The 20,411-nt window shown below is 62.0% G+C and carries 23 protein-coding genes; 6 read left to right on the plus strand and 17 right to left on the minus strand.

The features are described 5' to 3' along the window. Nucleotides 1-90: 90 nt before the first annotated feature. The 4 genes from lptE to ACIOMR_RS09420 all read left to right on the plus strand — a co-directional run bounded on the left by lptE (nucleotide 91) and on the right by ACIOMR_RS09420 (nucleotide 3,409). Nucleotides 91-696 (plus strand): LPS assembly lipoprotein LptE, encoded by a 606-nt coding sequence (gene lptE / locus ACIOMR_RS09405; protein WP_177035962.1) that lies wholly within the window; start codon nucleotides 91-93, stop codon nucleotides 694-696. Nucleotides 697-735: 39 nt separating this feature from the next. Then, the gene (gene holA / locus ACIOMR_RS09410; RefSeq protein ID WP_003215444.1) at nucleotides 736-1,773 is read left to right on the plus strand and encodes a DNA polymerase III subunit delta; all 1,038 of its coding nucleotides are present in this window, start codon (nucleotides 736-738) and stop codon (nucleotides 1,771-1,773) included. Between the two features lie 84 nt (nucleotides 1,774-1,857). Next, nucleotides 1,858-2,022: an alternative ribosome rescue factor ArfA gene (gene arfA, locus ACIOMR_RS09415; RefSeq protein ID WP_003176285.1), complete on the plus strand. Its 165-nt coding sequence runs from the start codon at nucleotides 1,858-1,860 to the stop codon at nucleotides 2,020-2,022. A gap of 61 nt (nucleotides 2,023-2,083) precedes the next feature. Continuing rightward, a complete protein-coding gene (locus ACIOMR_RS09420; RefSeq protein ID WP_401193651.1) occupies nucleotides 2,084-3,409 on the plus strand; it encodes a lytic murein transglycosylase in 1,326 nt (441 codons plus the stop codon). A 133-nt stretch (nucleotides 3,410-3,542) separates the two neighbouring features. Here ACIOMR_RS09420 and ACIOMR_RS09425 read toward each other — a convergent pair whose 3' ends face one another. The 13 genes from ACIOMR_RS09425 to ACIOMR_RS09485 form a co-directional block, all read right to left on the minus strand. Further along, nucleotides 3,543-4,478 carry an LD-carboxypeptidase gene (locus ACIOMR_RS09425; protein ID WP_401193653.1) on the minus strand — a complete coding sequence of 312 codons (936 nt, stop codon included), beginning with the start codon at nucleotides 4,476-4,478 and terminating at the stop codon, nucleotides 3,543-3,545. A gap of 151 nt (nucleotides 4,479-4,629) precedes the next feature. Further along, nucleotides 4,630-5,649: a lipoyl synthase gene (gene lipA, locus ACIOMR_RS09430; protein ID WP_003215441.1), complete on the minus strand. Its 1,020-nt coding sequence runs from the start codon at nucleotides 5,647-5,649 to the stop codon at nucleotides 4,630-4,632. 2 nt (nucleotides 5,650-5,651) lie between these two features. Beyond that, nucleotides 5,652-6,299, minus strand: coding sequence for a lipoyl(octanoyl) transferase LipB (lipB, locus tag ACIOMR_RS09435; RefSeq protein ID WP_003215439.1), 648 nt, complete (start codon nucleotides 6,297-6,299; stop codon nucleotides 5,652-5,654). Continuing rightward, nucleotides 6,299-6,574 carry a DUF493 domain-containing protein gene (locus tag ACIOMR_RS09440; RefSeq protein ID WP_401193657.1) on the minus strand — a complete coding sequence of 92 codons (276 nt, stop codon included), beginning with the start codon at nucleotides 6,572-6,574 and terminating at the stop codon, nucleotides 6,299-6,301. Before ACIOMR_RS09440 ends, lipB begins: the two co-directional genes overlap by 1 nt. A gap of 84 nt (nucleotides 6,575-6,658) precedes the next feature. Next, on the minus strand, nucleotides 6,659-7,816 hold the full coding sequence (locus ACIOMR_RS09445) for a D-alanyl-D-alanine carboxypeptidase family protein (RefSeq protein WP_003215437.1): 1,158 nt from the start codon (nucleotides 7,814-7,816) through the stop codon (nucleotides 6,659-6,661). Between the two features lie 185 nt (nucleotides 7,817-8,001). After that, the gene (locus ACIOMR_RS09450; RefSeq protein ID WP_003215436.1) at nucleotides 8,002-9,000 is read right to left on the minus strand and encodes a septal ring lytic transglycosylase RlpA family protein; all 999 of its coding nucleotides are present in this window, start codon (nucleotides 8,998-9,000) and stop codon (nucleotides 8,002-8,004) included. Further along, nucleotides 9,000-10,013, minus strand: a complete 1,014-nt coding sequence (mltB, locus tag ACIOMR_RS09455; RefSeq protein WP_003215435.1) for a lytic murein transglycosylase B — start codon at nucleotides 10,011-10,013, stop codon at nucleotides 9,000-9,002. Before mltB ends, ACIOMR_RS09450 begins: the two co-directional genes overlap by 1 nt. 17 nt (nucleotides 10,014-10,030) lie before the next feature. Next, nucleotides 10,031-11,134, minus strand: a complete 1,104-nt coding sequence (gene rodA / locus ACIOMR_RS09460) for a rod shape-determining protein RodA (protein WP_050442794.1) — start codon at nucleotides 11,132-11,134, stop codon at nucleotides 10,031-10,033. 31 nt (nucleotides 11,135-11,165) lie between these two features. Then, entirely contained in the window at nucleotides 11,166-13,064 is a 1,899-nt protein-coding gene (gene mrdA / locus ACIOMR_RS09465; protein ID WP_003215433.1) for a penicillin-binding protein 2, read from the minus strand. A 15-nt stretch (nucleotides 13,065-13,079) separates the two neighbouring features. After that, nucleotides 13,080-13,547 (minus strand): 23S rRNA (pseudouridine(1915)-N(3))-methyltransferase RlmH, encoded by a 468-nt coding sequence (gene rlmH / locus ACIOMR_RS09470; protein WP_003185785.1) that lies wholly within the window; start codon nucleotides 13,545-13,547, stop codon nucleotides 13,080-13,082. Nucleotides 13,548-13,556: 9 nt separating this feature from the next. Then, a complete protein-coding gene (gene rsfS / locus ACIOMR_RS09475) occupies nucleotides 13,557-14,051 on the minus strand; it encodes a ribosome silencing factor (RefSeq protein ID WP_003215432.1) in 495 nt (164 codons plus the stop codon). Between the two features lie 69 nt (nucleotides 14,052-14,120). Next, entirely contained in the window at nucleotides 14,121-14,765 is a 645-nt protein-coding gene (gene nadD / locus ACIOMR_RS09480; protein WP_401193662.1) for a nicotinate-nucleotide adenylyltransferase, read from the minus strand. Continuing rightward, nucleotides 14,765-16,030 (minus strand): glutamate-5-semialdehyde dehydrogenase, encoded by a 1,266-nt coding sequence (locus ACIOMR_RS09485; RefSeq protein WP_003215430.1) that lies wholly within the window; start codon nucleotides 16,028-16,030, stop codon nucleotides 14,765-14,767. Before ACIOMR_RS09485 ends, nadD begins: the two co-directional genes overlap by 1 nt. A gap of 176 nt (nucleotides 16,031-16,206) precedes the next feature. Here ACIOMR_RS09485 and ACIOMR_RS09490 point away from each other — a divergent pair, with 176 nt between their 5' ends. Then, a complete protein-coding gene (locus tag ACIOMR_RS09490) occupies nucleotides 16,207-16,890 on the plus strand; it encodes a DNA-3-methyladenine glycosylase (RefSeq protein ID WP_102369965.1) in 684 nt (227 codons plus the stop codon). A 112-nt stretch (nucleotides 16,891-17,002) separates the two neighbouring features. Next, nucleotides 17,003-18,319 (plus strand): bifunctional DedA family/phosphatase PAP2 family protein, encoded by a 1,317-nt coding sequence (locus ACIOMR_RS09495; RefSeq protein ID WP_401193666.1) that lies wholly within the window; start codon nucleotides 17,003-17,005, stop codon nucleotides 18,317-18,319. On the opposite strand, the gene ACIOMR_RS09500 is transcribed toward ACIOMR_RS09495, so the two are convergent. From ACIOMR_RS09500 to ACIOMR_RS09515, 4 genes are all read right to left on the minus strand, one after another. Continuing rightward, nucleotides 18,316-18,522, minus strand: coding sequence for a hypothetical protein (locus ACIOMR_RS09500; protein ID WP_087694439.1), 207 nt, complete (start codon nucleotides 18,520-18,522; stop codon nucleotides 18,316-18,318). The two genes, ACIOMR_RS09495 and ACIOMR_RS09500, sit on opposite strands and share 4 nt — an antisense overlap. Nucleotides 18,523-18,634: 112 nt before the next feature. Then, nucleotides 18,635-19,225 (minus strand): LON peptidase substrate-binding domain-containing protein, encoded by a 591-nt coding sequence (locus ACIOMR_RS09505; protein WP_003215426.1) that lies wholly within the window; start codon nucleotides 19,223-19,225, stop codon nucleotides 18,635-18,637. Nucleotides 19,226-19,246: 21 nt separating this feature from the next. After that, nucleotides 19,247-19,963 (minus strand): LrgB family protein, encoded by a 717-nt coding sequence (locus ACIOMR_RS09510; protein WP_003215425.1) that lies wholly within the window; start codon nucleotides 19,961-19,963, stop codon nucleotides 19,247-19,249. Then, a complete protein-coding gene (locus ACIOMR_RS09515; RefSeq protein WP_003215424.1) occupies nucleotides 19,960-20,322 on the minus strand; it encodes a CidA/LrgA family protein in 363 nt (120 codons plus the stop codon). The genes ACIOMR_RS09510 and ACIOMR_RS09515 overlap by 4 nt, the downstream gene beginning before the upstream one ends. Nucleotides 20,323-20,411 lie beyond the last annotated feature (89 nt).

Genomic DNA, 20,411 nt, shown 5'->3' on the forward strand with positions numbered 1-20,411 from the left:
TCGGATCGGGCGCCGAGGGAATAACCCTGGCGCCGAACAAAACCTCCAGGGCCTCGATAAGGCCCACATGGTTTCAAGGGGAGCATCAAAATGATCAAACGCAATCTGCTGGTTATGGGCCTTGCCGTGCTGCTGAGCGCTTGCGGCTTCCAGCTGCGCGGCACCGGCACCACCGAACTGGCGATCAAGGAACTGGACGTCACCGCCCGCAACTCCTACGGCGAGACCGTGCAACAGCTGCGCCAGGTCCTGGAAAACAGTGGCGTCAAAGTCTATTCAGGCGCGGCTTACAAGCTGAACCTGCTGGATGAGAAAGAAGAGCAGCGCAACCTCAGCTATGCCAGTGCCGGGCGTGCTTCGGACATTGAGCTGAGCACCACGCTCTTCTTCGAAATCCAGGGCCATGACCACCTGCCGCTGATGGGCGACAAGATCCAGATACAGAAAGTCGTGAGCCACGACGGCAACAACCTGGTGGGTTCGGACTCCGAAACCATCCAGGTGCGCAAGGAAATGCGTCGTGAACTGGTGCAGCGCATGGTCCTGCGCCTGCAACTGATCACGCCGGAGCAACTGGATAAGCTGCAGCAAACCGCGGATGCCAAGGCCAAGGCAGATGCCGATGCGCTGAAAGCGGCGCAAGAGTATGAAGACAGCCAACCTAAACAGTCGCCTGTCGAAGTTCCTGTCGAGTAAGCCAGACGGGGCGCCCCAGGCGCCCCGTTCGCCCTGCCTATGAAACTCGCCCCCGCCCAACTCGCCAAGCACCTGCAAGGCAGCCTTGCGCCCGTCTACATCGTCAGCGGTGATGACCCGCTGCTGTGCCAGGAGGCTGCGGACGCAATTCGCACCGCAGCCCGCCAACAGGGCTTCGATGAACGCCAGGTATTCAGCGCCGACGCCAGTTTCGACTGGGGTACGCTGCTGCAAGCCGGGGCGAGCATGTCGCTGTTCGCCGAAAAACGCCTGCTGGAACTGCGCCTGCCTTCGGGCAAGCCCGGCGACAGAGGCGCGGCGGCTTTGATGGAATACTGCGCACGCCCTGCCGAAGACACGCTGCTGCTGATCAGCCTGCCCAAGCTCGATGGCAGTGCGCAGAAAACCAAGTGGGGCAAGGCGCTGGTGGAAGGTGGCCAGACTCAGTTCATACAGATCTGGCCGGTGGACAGCAGCCAACTGCCGCAGTGGATTCGTCAGCGCCTGTCGCAATCCGGGCTGAGTGCCAGCCAGGATGCGGTGGAGCTGATCGCGGCGCGGGTGGAAGGCAACCTGTTGGCCGCCGCCCAGGAAATCGAAAAGCTCAAGCTGATGGCCGAGGGTGGCCAGATCACCGTCGAAACCGTACAAGGCGCCGTGGCGGACAGCGCGCGCTTTGACGTATTTGGCCTGGTGGATGCGATCCTCAATGGCGAACCCGCCCACGCCCTGCGCATGCTCGAAGGGCTGCGCGGCGAAGGCGTCGAGCCGCCGGTGATTCTCTGGGCCCTGGCGCGAGAATTACGGCTGCTGGCCAATATTGCCCTGCAGTACAGCCAGGGCATCCCACTGGACAAGGCCTTCAGCCAGGCGCGGCCACCGGTATGGGACAAGCGCAAACCACTGATCAGCAAAGCCCTGCAACGGCACTCGGCGCAACGCTGGGCGCAATTGCTGATGGAAGCCCAACGCATTGACGCGCAGATCAAGGGGCAGGCGGCTGGATCGCCGTGGATGAGCCTGAGTCGTTTGTCACTTTTGATGTCAGGACAGCGCTTGGCGCTGCCTGCTGAATAGTCCTACGTATCGCTGGGCTGGACAGAATCCAAACTTCGGCAGATGATTCGCACCGCACCATCAACCCGCCAGAGAGTACCCATCATGAGCAAAAAGCCATCCAAACATGGCCCCAACAAGGCCAAATCCATCATCGCCCAGCCGTTGTTCCGCAGTCGCCAGGAACGAGCCGGCAAAGGCAAAGGCAGCTACCGCCGCGAAGCCTTCCAGTCTAATAGCTGGGAGGCTTCTTACTTTCTGGCTGCCTGAAGGCAAGCGCCCCTCCGGCATGATAAGGTCTGTACCTGATTCGTATTCCCTGGACCTGTGCATGCCCTCTAGTCTTTCCCGTCGTTGGCACCTTCGCCAACTGATCGCTGCCTCCAGCCTCATTCTGTTAGTCGCCTGCGCGGAAAAACCCACCGCTGCCGATGCCCAACCCCTGCCCCCGCTCCAGACTGCACCGGTAGCTGCGCCTGCCGTCGTTGCGCCACTGGTGGCAGACAATCTTGATATCCAGCCGACCCAGACCTTTGCCGAATGGCAGGCGGGGTTTCGCGTGGAAGCCTTGAAGGCCGGTATCACGCCGCAGGTTTTCGACACGGCCTTTGCCAATGTCGTACCCGACATGGCGGTGATCCGCGCCGACCGCAGCCAGCCGGAGTTCTCCCGGCCGGTATGGGAATACCTCGATGGCGCGCTGTCGCCGCTGCGGGTGCGCAATGGCCAGTCGCTGCTGGTGAAGTATGCCGACATTCTGCAACGCATTGAGGACCGTTACGGCGTCGACCGCCAGGCGCTGGTCTCGGTGTGGGGCATGGAGAGTAACTTCGGCCAGTTCCAGGGCAACAACTCGGTGATCCGCTCACTGGCGACCCTGGCCTATGAAGGCCGTCGCCCGGCCTTCGCCCAGGCGCAGCTGCTGGCGGCGCTGCAAATCATCCAGCATGGCGATATCGCCGCCGACCAGATGAAAGGCTCCTGGGCCGGGGCCATGGGCCAGACCCAGTTCATCCCGACCACCTATAACACCCACGCCGTAGACTTCGACGGTGACGGCCGCCGCGATATCTGGAACAGCCCGGCCGACGCCCTCGCCTCCACCGCGCACTACCTGCAAAGCTCCGGCTGGCAGAAAGGCCAGCCCTGGGGCTTCGAGGTGCAGCAACTGCCGTTGAATTTTGATTACGCCCTGGCCGATGGCAGCGTACGCAAGACCGTTGGCGAGTGGCTGAAACTGGGAATCCAGGTGCCGCCGGGCGCCAGTGTCCCGGCCAACGTCGACCAGCTTTCCGCCGCCCTGTTGCTGCCGGCCGGCTATCGTGGCCCGGCGTTCCTGGTGCTGGATAACTTCCGCGCGATCCTCAAGTACAACAACTCGTCGTCCTACGCGTTGGCAGTTGGCTTGTTGTCGGAACGCTTCGGGGGCGGTGGCTTGATTCGTGGGAGCTGGCCGAAAGATGAACTGCCGTTGACTCGCTCGCAGCGAATTGACTTGCAGGCGGTGCTCAGTGCCAATGGTTACGACGCGGGCAACCCGGACGGGATCATCGGTGCGAATACCCGCAAGGCGATTCGTGCCGCGCAGCAGTCTCTGGGCTGGCCGGCGGATGGGTATCCGACGGTGAAGTTGCTGGAGTCGCTGCAAAGCCGATAGATCGGCGTATGGCTGCTACCGCATTCGCGAGCAAGCCCGCTCCCACATTTTGACCGTGCACTTCCTGAAGGAACGCGATCGAAATGTGGGAGCGGGCTTGCTCGCGAAGAGGCCTTTATCGGCGCTACAAAGTTCAGGCCTTAAACACCACATCCTGCTCCAACACCAACCGCCTCTCCCCCGCATCCAACCGCACCCTGGCGCCCAACGGCAAGGTCAGGTTCGGGTTGCAGTGCCCGCTGCGCCAGCCGGACAGCACAGGAATGCACAACGGCCCGAAGGTCTGCTTCAGCAAGCGCTCAAGCGCAAGGCTATCAACCCCAGCCACATCCCCCACCACCACGCCCGCCACCTGGGCCAGCTTGCCCGCCAGGCGCAAATGGGTGAGCAACCGGTCAATGCGGTACAACGGCTCGTTCACATCTTCGATAAACAGAATGATGCCCTCGGCGTCAATCTCGTAAGCCGTGCCCATCACTGCTGCGATCATCGATAGATTGCCGCCCAGCAGCCGCCCGCTGGCGATGCCTGGCTCGACGGTGGTCAAAGGGTAAGCCACCGGGTGAGTCAGCTGGCTCCCGGCTTTCACTTGCCCACGCAGCATGCTGAACAGCGACGACTCGGTAGGCTGTTGCTTTTCACCTAACAGGTCAGCGTTGAACATCGGACCATGGAAGGTGACGAAACCGGCATACCGGTTGATCGCCAGGTGCAGGGCGGTGATATCGCTGTAGCCTACGAATGGCTTGGGGTTGGCCCGGAGCAGGTCAAAGTCCAGGCGGTCCAGCAGGCGTGGCGTGCCGTAGCCGCCGCGCAGGCAGAAAATCGCGTCGATGGTCGAATCGGCGAACGCCGCGTGCAGGTCATCAAGGCGTACCTCATCACTGCCGGCCAGATAGCCATCACGCTGGCTCACGCCCGGAAAGATCCGCAGTGTGTAGCCCCGGGCGCGCATCCATTGCGTGGCCGTGTCGATATCCAGCTCGGCCGGCCCGGCAGGGGCAATCAGCCCGATCACGCCTTCGGCGCGCAGCGCAGGTACCGCACAAGTGGTCAATTGAGTCGTCATCCATGGTTCTCCTCGTGTGGATTGCCCAAGGCACTCTAAACAGCAATGGTTGCAAACAGAAGAGGAAGAGTCAGTAGCAAATGTGGGAGCGGGCCCGCTCCCACTCAAGCCGGCTCCCACATGGGTCCTGCAGTGTCCGGCGTTCCGCGTATCAGGACACCAGGCTGGCCTTGACCAGTTTCGCCTGCTCGTCGGCGTGGTACGAGGAACGTACCAGCGGGCCGGAAGCGACGTTCTTGAAGCCCATCTTGTAGCCTTCTTCGGCAAACCAGGCGAACACATCCGGGTGCACGAAACGCTGTACCGGCAAGTGGCTGCGGGACGGCTGCAGGTACTGGCCGAGGGTCAGCATGTCGATGTCGTGTTCGCGCATGCGCTTCATGACTTCGATGACTTCTTCGTCGGTTTCGCCCAGGCCCAGCATCAGGCCGGATTTGGTCGGAATGTGCGGCATCATCTGCTTGAATTTCTGCAGCAGGGTCAGCGACCACTGGTAGTCCGAACCCGGACGCGCAGCCTTGTACAGGCGCGGCACGGTTTCCAGGTTGTGGTTGAACACATCCGGCGGCTCGGCGGCAGTGATTTCCAGCGCCACGTCCATACGGCCACGGTAGTCCGGCACCAGGGTCTCGAGCATCACGTTCGGCGACAGCTTGCGGATCTCGCGGATACAGTCGGCAAAGTGCTGGGCACCGCCGTCACGCAGGTCGTCGCGGTCTACCGAGGTAATCACGACATACTTGAGTTTCAGGTCGGCGATGGCGATGGCCAGGCTTTCCGGCTCGTTGACGTCCAGTGGCTTCGGCCGGCCGTGGCCAACGTCGCAGAACGGGCAACGACGGGTGCAGATGTCACCCATGATCATGAAGGTCGCGGTGCCACCGGAGAAGCACTCGCCCAGGTTCGGGCAGGACGCCTCTTCGCACACGCTGTGCAGCTTGTGTTTGCGCAGCAGGGCCTTGATGCGGTCGACTTCCGGCGAAACCGGGATACGCACGCGAATCCAGTCAGGCTTTTTCGGCAGTTCGGTGGTCGGAATGATCTTCACCGGGATGCGTGCAACCTTCTCGGCGCCGCGCAGCTTGACGCCGGCTTCTACCTTGGCACGCGGGGCCGGACGCTCGGTAACATCCAGCGTCGGGATCATGGTTTGCACTGCATCAGTAGTCATAATCAGTCGATTCCGCCCGTTAGGGTCGTCTGCTCAGCATAGTCGAGGTGTTTGACGAGCTGCGCGCGCAGCCGGGCACTTACCTCGGCAAATTCTAGTGGTGTTGCGTGATCGCTCAACTGGGTCATCGCCAAACCGGCGTAGCCGCAGGGATTGATCCGTCGAAACGGCGCCAGGTCCATGTCCACATTCAAGGCCAGGCCATGAAAGGAACAACCGTGGCGAATCCGCAAGCCCAGGGAGGCGATTTTCGCGCCATCAACATAAACCCCCGGTGCATCCGGCTTGGCCGCGGCGGTCACACCGTAGCTGGCCAGCAGCTCGATCAGGCATGACTCCATGCGACTGACCAGCTCACGTACGCCAAAACCCAGCCTGCGCACGTCCAGCAACAGATAAGCCACCAATTGACCTGGGCCATGGTAAGTCACCTGCCCGCCGCGGTCGACCTGCACCACCGGGATTTCTCCCGGCAGCAGCAAATGCTCGGCCTTGCCGGCCTGGCCCTGGGTGAAAACCGGCGGGTGCTCCACCAGCCAGATTTCATCCGGGGCTTCGGTGCCGCGCTCGTTGGTGAACCGCTGCATGGCGTGCCACACCGGTTCGTAAGCCATTTGGCCGAGCTCGCGAAAGCCCAGGGTCTGTGACATCACAACACCATGTGCACGAAGCCGGTAGCCCGCAGTTCGCTGTTGATGTTGTAGAGCTGGTCCTGATCAGTCGCCACGATGTGCAACTGAATAGTGGTGTACTTGCCGTTGGTGCTTTGACGCTCATCCACACGGTCATGGTTGATCGTTGCGTGTTTCTTGACGATCTCGATGATCTTGTCCTTGTTGCCCACGCCCGTATCGCTGATCACCTTGACGGGATAGTCCACGTTTGGGAATTCGATCTTTGGCGCCTTTACTTCGATATCGGTCATGGCGTAACGGCCTCGTAAGCGTAAGCCGTGGCGACGGGCATAACCCCGCGCCGGATCAGCGCGGGGTCATGCAGGTGCACACTATCAGTTGAACAAGCTGTAGAAGAATAGACGGATGCTATCCCACACGCGTCGGAAGATACCACCTTCGTCGACGGCGTCCAGAGCGATCAGATCGGCGCTGTGCACCACCTTGTCGTCCAGCTTCACTTCGACTTTACCAATCACATCGCCCTTGGCGATCGGTGCGACCAGTTGCGGGTTCATGGTCATGCTGGCCACCAGCTTCTTGAGCTGGCCTTTAGGCATGGTCAGGGTCAGGTCTTCAGCCAGGCCGGCCTTGACTTGATGGGTCGCGCCTTTCCATACAGGGGCTTGAGCCAGCTCGGTGCCTTTCTGGTAGAAGGTCTGGGTTTCGAAGAAACGGAAGCCATAGGTCAGCAGCTTTTGCGTCTCGGCCGCACGGGCCTGCTCGCTGTTGGTACCGAATACCACGGCAATCAGGCGCTGGCCGTCACGGACAGCGGACGACACCATGCAGTAGCCGGCTTCTTCGGTGTGGCCGGTTTTCAGACCATCGACAGTCTTGTCACGCCACAGCAACAGGTTGCGGTTAGGCTGCTTGATGTTGTTCCAGAAGAACTCTTTCTGGGAGTAGATCGCGTAGTGCACCGGGTCGACACGAATGATCGCGCGAGCCAGGATCGCCATGTCGTGAGCCGACGAGTAGTGCTCAGGGTTCGGCAGGCCGGTCGGGTTCATGAAGTGGCTGTTGGTCATGCCCAGGTCGGCCACGGTTTTGTTCATCATGTCGGCGAACGCATCTTCGCTGCCGGCGATGTGCTCGGACAGGGCTACGCTGGCGTCGTTACCCGACTGGATGATGATGCCGTGCAGCAGGTCGCTGACGGTCACTTGCGAGCCGACCTTGATGAACATCCGCGAACCGCCGGTGCGCCAGGCGTTTTCGCTGACGGTCACCGGATCGTTTTCGCCGATCTGGCCGCGACGGATTTCCAGGGTCGCGATGTAGGCGGTCATCAGCTTGGTCAGGCTGGCTGGGGGCAGGCGCTGGTCACCGTTGTTCTCCACCAGCACGTTGCCGCTGGCGGCGTCCATCAGGACCCAGGCCTTGGCAGCCAGTTGCGGGGAAGCTGGCACCATTTCAACCGCCCAGGCGGCCGGGGTGATGATCAGCGAAAGAAGCAGGCACGTGCGTTTGGCTAAGGTGGTGATGTTCATCCGTCTCTCGAAATTGCTTATGGAAACTTGCCCTCGCGGGCAAAACTATTCAGACAGCCCGTCGCCAGACTGTCGCGTGTTCGGTTGCATGCCCACCCCTTGCCCCTGGGTTTTTATTGTTCAACGAGCCAACAACCAGGGCTCAAACCCGCATGCGAGCCTGAACCATCAATCCTTTGTACTGCTTACTCGGCGGTGACCACGCTGGGTTGCCCCAGGTTGGCCAGGCGCACGCTGTTCTGCACTTGCGCAACTTCACTCGGCGAGCCGATCGGCCCCATGCGCACACGGTGCAGGGTCTGCTGGTTACGCACAATAGAGCTGATAAAGACTGGCGCGCTGACCATCCCGCTGAGCTTGGACCTTAGCAGCTCTGCCGCGTCCGGGTTGGCGAAAGCGCCGACTTGCAGGTACTGGCCGCCCACGGTAGAGGCTCCCGGTGCTGCATGCGGAATGACCACCGTGTCCGGGGCGTGCTGCGCCGGCGGCGGGGTCCACTGTTCGATCTTGCCGGCCGAGGCCGTGACTTGCGGTTGCGGGGTTTGCGGTTCGTTGAGCATCAACGGCGCCGGCTTGCCACGCTGGGCCCAGTACTGGGCCGGGTCGATACCTTCGACCTTCACCCGGGCGGTGCCGATTTCGGCATACCCGAGTTTCTTGGCGGCGGCGTAGGACAAGTCGATGATCCGGTCCGAATAGAACGGCCCACGGTCATTGACCCGCAGGATTACCGAGCGGTTGTTGTCCAGGTTGGTCACGCGTACATAGCTGGGCAGCGGCAGGGTCTTGTGCGCCGCGCTCATGCCGTACAGGTCATAGACTTCGCCGTTGGCGGTGTTCTGGCCGTGGAACTTGGTCCCGTACCAGGACGCCGTACCTGATTGCACGTAGGTCTTGGAGTCTTGCAGCGGGAAGTAGTTTTTGCCCAGCACGGTATAGGGATTGGCCTTGTAAGGGCCGGTGTGCAGGGTCGGCGTGGCATCCGGGATCTTCGAAACATCCACATCCCACCACGGCGCGCCGTCTTTGTGGGCCCGGTTGATATCCAGCCCCGGCTGGGAGCGGATCGCCGTGCCAGCGGTTTTTTGCACCGGTGCACGACTGGTGGAGCAACTGACCACCAATAACGACAATGCGGCGTACGCCAACAGCTTCAGGGGTTTGTACATCGGTGATACCGGCATTACTTGACGCCCCGTGCTTGGACCAGCATGTCTGACAGTTGATGCACGGCCATGGCGTACATCACGCTGCGGTTATAACGCGTGATTGCGTAGAAATTCTTCAGGCCCATCCAGTATTCGGGGCCATTTTCGCCTTCGAGGCGGAACGCCGTCACCGGCATATCATCGCGTGGCGCATTCTGACTCGACCAGCCCAGCGCCCGCAACTCCCCGACCGTCTTGACCGGCTCGATACCCTGGGTCAGGCCTTCATCGGCGCGCTCACCGGTCACATCGGCTCGAATCACCACCGGCTCGCCGGCTACCCAGCCGTGGCGCTTGAAGTAGCTGGCGACGCTGCCAATGGCGTCATCGGGGTTGCTCCAGATATTGATATGGCCGTCGCCGTCAAAATCCACGGCGTAGGCGCGAAAGCTGCTCGGCATGAACTGCGGCAAGCCCATGGCCCCGGCGTAGGAGCCCTTGAGGGTCAACGGGTCGACCTGTTCTTCACGGGCCAACAACAGGAACTCGCGCAGCTCTTTGCGGAAGAATTCGGCGCGTGGCGGGTAGTCAAAGCCCAGGGTCGACAAGGCGTCGATCACCCGGTAGCTGCCGGTGTTGCGGCCGTAGAAGGTTTCGATGCCGATGATTGCCACGATCACCTGGGCCGGTACGCCGTATTCCTGCTCGGCGCGGGCCAGCACCGCTTCGTGCTGGCGCCAGAAGTCCACGCCCCGCGCCACGCGGGCGTCGGTCAGGAACATCGGGCGATATTCCTTCCACTGCTTCACGCGCTCGGCGGGCCGGGAGATGGCGTCGAGGATCGCCTGCTTGCGCTGGGCCTCGCGGAACACGCCCATCAGCTGTTCACCGGCGAAACCATAGTCACGGGTCATCTCACCGACAAACTCGGCGACCTGGGGCGAACCGTCGTAGTCGCCGGCCTGCGCTTCCTGCACAGCGGCTCCCAGCAGGCCCAACAGGCCCATCCAGGACACGTGCCGGGCAGCCCAGCCGCGCATTACTTGCATTGACATCTTCACCTTATTCAAACCTGTGCGATCCACTTACGATGGGTATGGATCGACATCAAAACCCCAAACGCTGACAGCAATGTCACCAGCGAAGTTCCGCCGTAGCTAATGAACGGCAACGGCACCCCAACCACCGGCAACAGGCCACTGACCATACCGATGTTGACGAAAACGTAAACAAAAAACGTCATGGTGAGGCTGCCGGCGAGCAATTTGCCAAACAGGGTTTGCGCCTGGGCAGTAATCACGAGGCCGCGCCCGATCAGCAGCAAGTAAATCAGCAACAGTGCGCAGATGCCCACCAGGCCGAACTCCTCGCCCATCACCGCGATAATGAAGTCGGTGTGGCTTTCCGGCAAAAAGTCCAGGTGCGACTGGGTGCCCAGCAGCCAGCCCTTGCCGAATACGCCGCCGGAACCGATGGCCGCCTTGGACTGGATGATGTTCCAGCCGGTGCCCAGCGGATCGCTCTCCGGGTCGAGGAACGTGAGGATTCGCTGCTTCTGGTAGTCGTGCATGAAGAAGAACCACATGGCCACGGCCACCGGCACGGCCGCGGCCAGCACGCTGAGGATCCAGCGCCAGCGCAGCCCCCCCATGAACAGCACGAACGCGCCGCCCGCCAGGATCAGCAGCGAGGTGCCGAGGTCGGGCTGGCGCACGATCAGGATAAACGGCACGCCGATCAATATCAGGCTGATGCCCACGTGCTTGAGCTGGGGCGGCAGTGTGCGTTTTGACAGGTACCAGGCGATGGTCGCCGGCATCAAAATCTTCATGAATTCCGACGGCTGGAAGCGAATCACCCCCGGGATGTTGATCCAGCGTGTCGCGCCCATGGCGTTGTGGCCCATGACATCCACCACCACCAGCAGCAACACGCCGGCGACATACCCCAGCGGCACCCAGCGCGCCATGAAACGCGGCTCCAGCTGGGCGATCACCACCATCGACAACAGGCCCAGGCCAAACGACGACGCCTGTTTGATCAGCAAGTCCCAGTTCTTGCCACTGGCCGAATACAACACGAACAGGCTGCCGGCGGCCAGGGTCAGCAGCAGGATCAGCAACGGGCCATCAATGTGCATGCGCTGCAGCAAAGTGGCGCGGCGGCGCATCACATCCTCGCTGGAGAGGATGCGGTCAAAATTACTCTTCAAGGGCCGTAGCCTCCACACTGGATGGGGTGCCGCCATATTCGGGCTTGAGCTTGCCGTCTTCGGTCAACAGCCAGGCATCCATGATCTGCCGCACCACGGGCGCTGCTACGCCGGAACCGGATTCACCGTTCTCGACCATCACCGCCACGACGATCTTCGGGTTGTCGGCCGGAGCAAAGCCGACGAACAAGGCGTGGTCACGGTGGCGTTCCTGAACCTTGGAGCGGTCGTATTTCTCGCCCTGCTTGATCGCGACCACCTGGGCCGTACCGCTCTTGCCGGCAATCCGGTATTGCGCACCGGCTGCCGCTTTACGAGCGGTACCCCGGGCGCCGTGCATCACTTGCTGCATGCCGTGGTTGACCTTGGTCCAGTCGGACGGGTCGCGCAGCACAATGTCGGGAATCGGGTTTTCGTCCACCGGGCGTTCACCCTCGATGGTCTTGGCCAGGTGCGGACGGTTCCACACCCCCTTGTTGGCCACCAGCGCGGTGGCCTGGGCCAGCTGCAGCGGCGTGGCCTGCATGTAGCCCTGGCCGATCCCCAGGATCAGGGTTTCGCCCGGGAACCACGCCTGGCGCCGGGTCGCACGCTTCCACTCGCGGGACGGCATCAGGCCGGGGGATTCTTCGAACATGTCCAGGGAGACTTTCTGACCAAGGCCGAACTTGCCCATGTAGGCCGACAGCCGATCAATCCCCAGCTTGTGGGCCAGGTCATAGAAGTAGGTGTCGTTGGAACGCATGATCGCCGTATCCAGGTCCACATAGCCGTCGCCGGTGCGGTTCCAGTTACGGTATTTGTGATCGTAGTTGGGCAGCATGTAGTAGCCGGGGTCGAACACCCGGCTCGATGCCGTGACCACGCCCGAGTCCAGGCCGGCAATCGCTACCGCCGGCTTGATGGTCGAGCCCGGCGGATACAGGCCGCGCAATACGCGGTTGAACAGCGGCCGGTCGATGGAATCACGCAGCTCGGCGTAGGCCTTGAAGCTGATCCCGGTGACAAACAGGTTCGGGTCAAAACTTGGCTGGCTGACCATCGCCAGCACTTCGCCAGTGCTCGGATCCAGTGCCACCACGGCACCCCGACGCCCGCCCAGGGCCATCTCCGCCGCTTCCTGCAACTTGATGTCCAGGCTCAGCACGATGTCCTTGCCGGGCACCGGGTCGGTACGCTTGAGCACCCGCAGCACGCGGCCACGGGCGTTGGTCTCGACTTCCTCGTACCCCACCTGGCCGTGCAGTTCCGGCTCGTAGAAACGCTCGATGCCGGTCTTGCCGATATGGTGGGTGCCGCTGTAGTTGACCGGGTCGAGGGTCTTGAGCTCTTTCTCGTTGATCCGGCCCATGTAGCCGACCGAATGCGCAAAGTGCGCCCCTTGCGGGTAGTGCCGCACCAACTGCGCCACCACTTCCACACCCGGCAGACGGAACTGGTTCACCGCGATCCGGGCGATCTGCTCTTCGGTCAGCTCGAACAGGATCGGCACCGGCTCAAACGGCCGGCGCCCCTGTTTCATGCGCTTTTCGAAAATCACCCGGTCTTCCGGCGTCAGTTGCAGCACCTCGACGATCACATCGAGGATCTGCTGCCAGTCGCCGGAGCGTTCGCGGGTCATGCTCAGGCTGAAGCTGGGCCGGTTATCCGCTACCACCACGCCATTGCGGTCGAAAATCAGCCCACGGGTAGGCGGAATCGGCTGCACGTGCACCCGGTTGTTTTCCGACAATGTGGAGTGATAGTCGTACTGGATCACCTGCAGGAAATACAGGCGCGCAATCAGCACCCCCAGCAATGCCACCACCAAAATCGCGCCAAACACCACCCGCGCGCGTACAAGACGTGCGTCTTTCTCGTGGTCCTTGATGCGGATCGGCTGGGTCATCAGGCAGGGCGCAGATTATTTGTGGTAAGGGTGCCCGGACAGAACTGTCCAGGCGCGATACAGCTGTTCACCGATCAGAATTCTTACCAGCGGGTGCGGCAGTGTCAGGGGCGACAGCGACCAGCGCTGGTCCGCCCGCGCGCACACTTCCGGCGCCAGCCCCTCGGGGCCGCCGACCATGAAGTTGACCGTGCGCGAATCCAGGCGCCAGCGATCCAGTTCCACCGCCAACTGCTCGGTGCTCCAGGGCTTGCCGTGCACTTCGAGGGTCACGATCCGCTCGTTGGGCCCGACCTTGGCCAGCATGGCTTCGCCTTCCTGACGGATAAAGCGGGCCACGTCGGCATTCTTGCCCCGGGTGTTGAGCGGTATTTCCACCAGTTCCAGCGCCAATTCGGATGGCAGGCGCTTGGCATATTCATGCCAGCCTTCTTCCACCCACTTGGGCATGCGTGAACCGACAGCGATCAGACGCAGGCGCACAGCCGTTCCTTATTCCTGGTCTTTGTTGAGCTTGTCGAAGTGCGCGTGGCCGACTTCAGGGCTGTGGTGCTTGCCATCGGCGGCACGGCTCTGCTCGGCGCCTTTCCACAGACGCTCCAGGTCGTAGAACTGACGGGCGTTGCTGGTCATCATGTGAACGATCACGTCGTCCATGTCCAGCAGTACCCAGTCGCTGTCGCCCTTGCCTTCTTCACCCAATGGCTTGACGCCCTGGGCTTTGACCGCTTCGCGAACCTTGTCCAGCATCGCGCCGATCTGGCGGTTGGAGGTACCGGTGGCGATGATCATGAAGTCGGTGATGCTCTGCTTGTCGCGCACGTCCAGGACCTGGATGTCCTGGGCCTTCACGTCTTCCAGGGCAGCCACGGCAACCTTCACCAGCTCTTCGCCGGCCAGCTCAGGGCCGGTGTGGGCTTCTACTGGCAGAGGAGCGCTCTTGAACGTGCCTTTGCGCTTAACTTTGCTTACGTCTTTGTTCGTCATATAAAACTCGTTTTGCTCGTATGTTCGGGCGCTCGCTGCACGACTGTTCGTGCGTTCAAGCGCGCCTTTTCAGTTCGACGCACGGTAAAGCCCGTGCGCATCGATGTAGGCCAGGACCGCGTCAGGCACCAGGAAACGTACCGACTTCCCGCTGGCCAGCAGTTGACGGATCTGGGTGGCAGACACCGCAAGCGGGGTTTGCCAGACGAATGCAATATTCCCGCTCGGCCCGGTCAGGGCCAAAGGGTCACTTACCGACCGCGCCGCCAGCAGGTTGCGCAAGGCATCCGGCGATTCTGCGTCGGCATCCGGGCGTTGCAGCACCAGGATGTGGCAATGCTGGAGCAACTCTTCCCAGCGGTGCCAAGTGGGCAGGCCGCAAAACGCGTCCCAGCCCAAAAGTAGAAATAACTGGTCATCCGCGGCCAACTCGGCCCGCATCAGTTCCAGGGTGTCGACAGTGTAGGACGGTTTGTCGCGCTTGAGTTCGCGGTCGTCCACCACCAGCGGTGCCATGCCGGCCACAGCAAGGCGGACCATCTCCAGGCGCTGCTGCGCAGACACCTGCGGCGTATCGCGATGGGGCGGCCGGGCATTCGGTGCCAGGCGCAGTTCATCCAGCCCGAGGGCGTCCGCGACTTCCAGTGCACTGCGCAAATGGCCGATGTGCACGGGGTCGAAGGTGCCGCCGAGCAGCCCGATGCGTTTACCCATCAAGTGCGCACATGACCGTCACCGAACACCACGTACTTCTCGCTGGTCAGCCCTTCCAGGCCAACCGGGCCGCGTGCGTGGAGCTTGTCGGTGGAGATACCGATCTCCGCCCCCAGGCCGTACTCGAAGCCGTCGGCAAAGCGCGTCGAGGCGTTGACCATCACCGAAGCGGAATCCACTTCGTTGAGGAAACGCCGGGCATCACTGAAATGCTCGGTGACAATGGCGTCGGTGTGCTTGGAGCCGTATTGATTGATGTGTTCGATGGCCTGGTCCAGGTCGTCGACGATGCGGATCGACAGGATCGGCGCCGTGTATTCGGTGTACCAGTCCTGCTCGGTGGCCTCGATCACGTCGCTGCCGAGGATCGCCCGGGTACGCTCGCAACCACGCAGTTCAACGCCCTTGTCGCGGTAGATGGCAGCCAGCGGCGGCAGCACGCGATCGGCAATGCCGACGTGCACCAGCAGGGTTTCCATGGTGTTGCACGGGGCGTAGCGGTGAGTCTTGGCGTTGTCGGCAATGCGGATCGCCTTGTCGAGGTCGGCGGCGATGTCGATGAACACGTGGCAGACGCCATCCAGGTGCTTGATAACTGGCACCTTGGCATCACGGCTCACGCGTTCGATCAGGCTCTTGCCACCCCGTGGCACGATCACGTCGACGAACTCAGGCATGGTGATAAGCGCACCAACGGCAGCGCGGTCAGTGGTCTCGACCACCTGCACCACTTCGGCGGGCAGCTCGGCCACGGCCAGGCCCTGCTGAATGCACGCGGCGATGGCACGGTTGGAATTGATGGCCTCGGAACCGCCCCGCAGGATGGTGGCGTTGCCCGACTTGAGGCACAGGCTCGCGGCGTCGATGGTCACGTTCGGGCGTGACTCATAGATGATGCCGATCACGCCCAGGGGCACGCGCATCTTGCCGACTTGAATGCCGGAGGGCAGGTAGCGCATGTCGCGGATTTCACCGATGGGGTCAGGCAGCTTGGCCACCTGACGCAAGCCTTCGATCATGTCGTCGATCCGCGCCGGCGTCAGCGCCAGGCGATCCAGCAATGCAGGCTCCAGGCCATTGGCGCGACCGTTGGCCAAATCCTGTTCATTGGCGGCGCTCAGCTCGGAGCGCGAAGCATCCAGAGCGTCGGCGGCCGCCAGCAAGGCGCGGTTCTTCTGCGCAGTGCTCGCACGGGCGATCAACCGCGAGGCCTGACGGGCAGCGCGACCCAGGCGGGTCATGTAGTCAAGAACGGACTCAGTCATGGTCTGGTGGGGTCTTGGCAAAGAGGAAAGCGGCAGATTATAGCTGTGACGCCGTCCTACGGACAGCGGTGAGGGGCGGATGGTCGAAATGAACTGTAAAAACCCGACGTTCAGCGGGAATTAAGGCTGGAGTTGTTATCATCCTGTCACATTTAGCCGTATTACCTTTAATCGCCATGTCCAGTTTTTCGCCGCTGATCCCCGCCAACGCCCTGCCCGACGGCTTTTTCGACCGTGACGCGCAACTGCTCGCGCGCGAATTGCTCGGAAAAGTCATTCGCCATCGTGTTGGTGATTTGTGGCTGTCGGCACGAATTATCGAAACCGAAGCGTATTACCTCGCCGAAAAAGGCAGCCACGCATCCTTGGGCTACACAGAAAAGCGTAAGGCTTTGTTTCTGGATGGCGGGCACATCTATATGTACTACGCCCGTGGCGGTGATTCGCTGAACTTCAGCGCCCACGGTCCGGGCAATGCGGTGCTGATCAAATCAGCCTATCCGTGGGTCGACGAAGTCTCCGGCCCGGCCAGCCTGGCGCAGATGCTGCTGAATAACCCGGACGCCAGCGGCAGGCCACGGCCCTCGCAAAAGCTGTGCGCTGGCCAGACCTTGCTGTGCAAGGCGCTGGGTTTGAAGGTGCCGATGTGGGACGCCAAGCGCTTTGACCAGGAACTGCTCTACGTGGAAGACGTAGGGCTGGCGCCAGCGCAGATCATCCAGACCACCCGCCTGGGCATTCCCGGTGGGCGCGATGAACACCTGATGTACCGCTTCGTCGATGCCGGTTATGCGCCGTATTGCACACGGAACCCGCTGCGCCGGGGCCAGGTCGAAGGCCGCGACTATTTTTTGATTTGAAAACATACATAAACCTGTAGGAGCCCGGCTTGCCGGCGATAGCGGACCCAAGGACGCCATCGCCGGCAAGCCGGGCTCCCACAAGGACGATCTACAAAAGGGAGTTGATTGTATGGGCCCATGGCTCGATAGCATTACCGGCTGGCTGACCCTGAACCCGCAATGGCTGGCCGTGGCGGTGTTTATCGTGGCGTGCGTGGAGTGCCTGGCCATTGCCGGCCTGATCGTACCTGGCACGATATTGCTGTTTGCCATCGCCGCCCTGGCCGGCAGCGGCGCACTGTCACTGGGAGAAACCCTGTTGCTGGGCTTCCTCGGCGGCGTGCTGGGCGATGTTGTTTCCTACTTCCTCGGTCGCCATTTCCACCAGAACATCCGGCGCCTTCCCGGCCTGCGGCATCACCCGGAATGGATGAGCGGCGCCGAGGCTTACTTCCAGAAGTACGGCATCGCCAGCCTGTTGGTAGGCCGCTTCATTGGCCCGCTGCGGCCAATGTTGCCGATGGTTGCGGGCATGTGCGACATGCCCTTCCCACGTTTTGCCGCCGTGAGCCTGCTGGCCGGCGCAGGCTGGTCGGTGGCGTATCTGTTGCCGGGTTGGGCCACCGGCGCGGCCTTCCGCCTGCCATTGCCCGAAGGCTTCTGGCCGGAGGCCGGGATTGTCGCCGCCTGTCTCGCAGTGTTGATCGGCGTAAGCCTCAACAGCAGCCTGCGCGGCCATCGGCGTGCCACCCTATGGATTGGCTGCATCGGCGGCACACTGTTGATCGCGTTGTTTATCGGCTATCCCTACCTCAACGACTTTGACCAGGGCTTGATGGCACTGGTGCAGGAACACCGCGGCCCGGCGATCGACCGGGCGATGGTGATGGTGACCCAGCTCGGCGAGTTCAAGAAGATGTTTGTCGTCAGCGCGGTGCTGACCGGCCTGCTGGTGGTAGCGCGGCAATGGCGCCAGGCAATCTTTGTCGGCGCCACCCTGCTGGGCGCGGCGCTGATCAATACCGGGACCAAGCTGTTTTTTGCGCGGATGCGCCCCGAAGTGCTGACCGACCCACTCACCAGCTTCAGCATGCCCAGCGGCCATGCGTCCGGCTCGTTTGCATTCTTCCTGGCCTTGGCAGTGCTTGCCGGTCGCGGTCAACCGACACGACTGCGCCTGACCTGGCTGGTGCTTGGCTGCATTCCCGCCGCCACCATCGCGATTTCCCGGGTGTACCTGGGTGCACACTGGCCGACGGACATCCTGGCCGGCACCCTGCTGGCAATGACGGTGTGCGCCTTCAGCCTGACGTTAAGCCAGCACCGCAGCCTGTTGCCACCGATGCCGCCGAGAGTCTGGTGGCTGATCCTGCCGGTGTGTGGCGCGGTGCTCGGGTTCATTGCGTTTACCGGCACTTCCCACGCGCTGCTGAGGTATGCCTACTAGGCAGGCCCCAGCCAATCCAGGGGTGCAGCGCGGCGTTCGACGCTGCGCTCGCGCCGCTCCAGAAGCATTTCGTCAGCAATCTCCGCGGCGCGTTCGGCGATGTACTCCGCGCCGCGACCGTCGTTCATATGAAGAATTTGCGTGGTGACGGCCATAAAAAACGCATCCCACACGACTTGCTCCGATTGCGAAAGCCGAATCATCCTTTCCCCCTGATCATCGTTACGTGACTGCCAACTATTTCAGGCAGCGGGATCAGGACAACCACGGAAAATCTGAAGACCGGGAAGGACAAGTCCGAGTGACACTCGCGGGTCAGGTGAACAGCTCGCCCTGCAACTCATCCAGCAGCAACTGGATCGCGTCCAGGCGCTGTTGCGGGTCATCGAGTTGCAACAGGTCGATCTTGTCGGCCTCGGTAAAGGGCAGCAGATAGGCCAACTGATTGCCCAGGGCTTGCTGTCCATCGGCGTGGGTGCCCATATCCAGGGACGCCACCATCGGATGCTCGGCCAGGGCATGAAGCAACGCCAGCAAGTCAGCGTCTTCCTCTTCCAGCGGTTGCTCGGGATGCTCGTGCAGCCATTGCACCTCGGCCACCAGTAACTGGTCCTTCTGCACACCGGCATCACGCACGCGGAAACGCCGGCCACCCTCGACCCGAATCCCCAGCAGGCCATTGTCCTGCTGCTTGAAGTCGCGGATCAGCGCCTCGCAGCCAATCAACGCATAGCCATCCGGCGCCAGCCCCACTTCCTTGCCGTCGAGGATGCACACCACGCCAAAGCTTTCGCCCTTTTTCATGCAGCGGCTGATCATGTCCAGGTAACGCGCCTCGAACAGCTGCAGGTCGAGGGTGCACCCGGGAAACAGCACGGTATTGAGCGGGAAAAGCGCCAGACTCATAAAGGTTTCCTTAAACCCGACTTAAATAACCAGCGACACGGCCAACGGCAGGAACACCGCCGTGGCCACGCCCATCAGACTCATGGCCAGCGCCGCAAAGGCGCCGGTCTCTTCGCTTTCCTGCAAGGCCACCGACGTACCTACGGCGTGGGCGGTCATGCCCAGCGCCATACCGCGCGCTTCGGGGCTGTGCACGCCCAACCGTGACAGATACGCCGGACCGATCATCGCGCCGATCACCCCGGTGATCAGCACGAACACCGCCGCCAATGCCGCCACGCCGCCGATCTGCTCGGCCACCAGCATCGCAATCGGTGAGGTCACGGACTTGGGTGCCATGGTCATCAGCATCATGTGTTCGGCGCCAAACCACCAGCCCAACAGCACGCACAGGCCGGTGGCCAATACGCCTCCCACCACCAGCGTAGTAAAAATCGGCCAGAACAATTGGCGAATTCGTCGCAGATTCAGGTAAAGCGGCACCGCCAGGGCTACCGTCGCCGGGCCCAGCAGGATGCTCATGATCTCGGTGCTCTTGCGGTACTCGACGTACGTCAGGCCACAGCCGAGCAACACGCCGATCACCAACAGCATCGACACCAGCACCGGTTGCAGGAAAATCCAGCGGGTTTTCTCGAAACCGGCCAGCACCAGCTGATAGGCGCCGAGGGTGATGCCGATGCCGAACAACGGGTGATGAATCACGGCGGCCCAGGCGCCCTGCCAGTCCAGTGTCATTGGCCGTCCTCCCGCTGCGCCTGGCGCTTGACCAGTTTCTGCATCAGCACGCCGACAAAGCCCATGGCGATCACCAGCGACAGCACCAGCGCGCCGACGATGGCCCAGAAGTCGGCGGCAATGTCCTTGGCATACACCATCACACCGACCGCAGGCGGCACCAGCAGTAGCGGCAAATAACGCAGCAGACTGCTGGCCGCCAGGCTCAGGGGTTCACCGACTTCGCCGCGCCACACCAGGAAGGCCAGCATCAGCAGCAGCCCGATAATCGGCCCCGGCAGCACCGGGACAAACAAATGATTGATCGCCGTGCCGAGTAATTGAAACAGCACCAGCCATGTCAGACCGCGTAACAGCATCCGTTCTTCCCCCCAAAAGCGTGTCGGCATTATAAGCACGCTGCCTCTATGGAGCGGCATTCGCCAAAAGCATGGTGGGTTGACCGGGC

The sequence above is a fragment of the Pseudomonas sp. NPDC087814 genome (assembly GCF_044742865.1).
GTDB lineage: Bacteria > Pseudomonadota > Gammaproteobacteria > Pseudomonadales > Pseudomonadaceae > Aquipseudomonas.

What these genes read in the sequence shown, in the direction of transcription:
- lptE (WP_177035962.1), top strand. Translation starts at nt 91, where the DNA reads ATGATCAAACGCAATCTGCTGGTTATGGGCCTTGCCGTGCTGCTGAGC.
- holA (WP_003215444.1), top strand. Translation starts at nt 736, where the DNA reads ATGAAACTCGCCCCCGCCCAACTCGCCAAGCACCTGCAAGGCAGCCTT.
- arfA (WP_003176285.1), top strand. Translation starts at nt 1,858, where the DNA reads ATGAGCAAAAAGCCATCCAAACATGGCCCCAACAAGGCCAAATCCATC.
- ACIOMR_RS09420 (WP_401193651.1), top strand. Translation starts at nt 2,084, where the DNA reads ATGCCCTCTAGTCTTTCCCGTCGTTGGCACCTTCGCCAACTGATCGCT.
- ACIOMR_RS09425 (WP_401193653.1), bottom strand. Translation starts at nt 4,478, where the DNA reads ATGACGACTCAATTGACCACTTGTGCGGTACCTGCGCTGCGCGCCGAA.
- lipA (WP_003215441.1), bottom strand. Translation starts at nt 5,649, where the DNA reads ATGACTACTGATGCAGTGCAAACCATGATCCCGACGCTGGATGTTACC.
- lipB (WP_003215439.1), bottom strand. Translation starts at nt 6,299, where the DNA reads ATGTCACAGACCCTGGGCTTTCGCGAGCTCGGCCAAATGGCTTACGAA.
- ACIOMR_RS09440 (WP_401193657.1), bottom strand. Translation starts at nt 6,574, where the DNA reads ATGACCGATATCGAAGTAAAGGCGCCAAAGATCGAATTCCCAAACGTG.
- ACIOMR_RS09445 (WP_003215437.1), bottom strand. Translation starts at nt 7,816, where the DNA reads ATGAACATCACCACCTTAGCCAAACGCACGTGCCTGCTTCTTTCGCTG.
- ACIOMR_RS09450 (WP_003215436.1), bottom strand. Translation starts at nt 9,000, where the DNA reads ATGCCGGTATCACCGATGTACAAACCCCTGAAGCTGTTGGCGTACGCC.
- mltB (WP_003215435.1), bottom strand. Translation starts at nt 10,013, where the DNA reads ATGCAAGTAATGCGCGGCTGGGCTGCCCGGCACGTGTCCTGGATGGGC.
- rodA (WP_050442794.1), bottom strand. Translation starts at nt 11,134, where the DNA reads ATGCGCCGCCGCGCCACTTTGCTGCAGCGCATGCACATTGATGGCCCG.
- mrdA (WP_003215433.1), bottom strand. Translation starts at nt 13,064, where the DNA reads ATGACCCAGCCGATCCGCATCAAGGACCACGAGAAAGACGCACGTCTT.
- rsfS (WP_003215432.1), bottom strand. Translation starts at nt 14,051, where the DNA reads ATGACGAACAAAGACGTAAGCAAAGTTAAGCGCAAAGGCACGTTCAAG.
- nadD (WP_401193662.1), bottom strand. Translation starts at nt 14,765, where the DNA reads ATGGGTAAACGCATCGGGCTGCTCGGCGGCACCTTCGACCCCGTGCAC.
- ACIOMR_RS09485 (WP_003215430.1), bottom strand. Translation starts at nt 16,030, where the DNA reads ATGACTGAGTCCGTTCTTGACTACATGACCCGCCTGGGTCGCGCTGCC.
- ACIOMR_RS09490 (WP_102369965.1), top strand. Translation starts at nt 16,207, where the DNA reads ATGTCCAGTTTTTCGCCGCTGATCCCCGCCAACGCCCTGCCCGACGGC.
- ACIOMR_RS09495 (WP_401193666.1), top strand. Translation starts at nt 17,003, where the DNA reads ATGGGCCCATGGCTCGATAGCATTACCGGCTGGCTGACCCTGAACCCG.
- ACIOMR_RS09500 (WP_087694439.1), bottom strand. Translation starts at nt 18,522, where the DNA reads ATGATTCGGCTTTCGCAATCGGAGCAAGTCGTGTGGGATGCGTTTTTT.
- ACIOMR_RS09505 (WP_003215426.1), bottom strand. Translation starts at nt 19,225, where the DNA reads ATGAGTCTGGCGCTTTTCCCGCTCAATACCGTGCTGTTTCCCGGGTGC.
- ACIOMR_RS09510 (WP_003215425.1), bottom strand. Translation starts at nt 19,963, where the DNA reads ATGACACTGGACTGGCAGGGCGCCTGGGCCGCCGTGATTCATCACCCG.
- ACIOMR_RS09515 (WP_003215424.1), bottom strand. Translation starts at nt 20,322, where the DNA reads ATGCTGTTACGCGGTCTGACATGGCTGGTGCTGTTTCAATTACTCGGC.